The sequence below is a fragment of the Vibrio sp. 1641 genome, from assembly GCF_033339995.1.
Classification (GTDB): domain Bacteria; phylum Pseudomonadota; class Gammaproteobacteria; order Enterobacterales; family Vibrionaceae; genus Vibrio; species Vibrio alginolyticus.
In genome coordinates this window covers 1-591 of record NZ_JAWOVP010000347.1, presented here as the reverse complement: position 1 = coordinate 591, position 591 = coordinate 1, and the positions used below count along the sequence as shown (strand labels likewise).

The 591-nt window shown below is 46.0% G+C and carries 1 protein-coding gene; it reads right to left on the bottom strand.

Translation table 11 applies throughout. The features are described 5' to 3' along the window. Window positions 1-591: sensor histidine kinase (locus R7Z47_RS25920; protein WP_318130904.1), on the bottom strand; the 591-nt coding region annotated here is incomplete at both ends.

Genomic DNA, 591 nt, shown 5'->3' with positions numbered 1-591 from the left:
ATTCGCGTTCCATATTCTGTGTTTGGTAGCATTTCAACATGCCCGTGATAGCGGGTCGCTAATTGGTTCACTAGGTGCAAACCTACCCCTCTATTTTGTCGAGATTTTGTCGAAATGCCTTTTTTGAAAAGGGTTTGAGGTTCAATGTTCTCTGGCAACCCACATCCGTGATCGCTGACTTCTAAAATCACTTCGTTGCCGTAATCGCTAACCGAGACTTCGATGTTTCGACGCTCTGATGCTACGTTGGTTTCATTGCGAATAACGCTCAAAGTCGCATCAAACGCATTGTCGATTAAGTTGCCTAAAATGGTGACCAGATCTTCCGAATTTAACCATTCAGAAAGCGGCTCCAAGCGACTGCCCTCCTCGACCACCAGCTGCAAACCCAGTTCTCGTGCTCGCTCTGTTTTTCCCAACAACATACCCGCAATAAGCGGATCTTTTATGGTATCTCGCAAAAACTCAATCATGGCTTGATAATGGGCGGTTTCTTGTCCGATGAGCTTTTGCACAGCCTCAAGCTCACCCATTTGTACTAAGCCACTGATCGTATTGAGCTTGTTTCTATGCTCGTGAGTTTGAGAACGC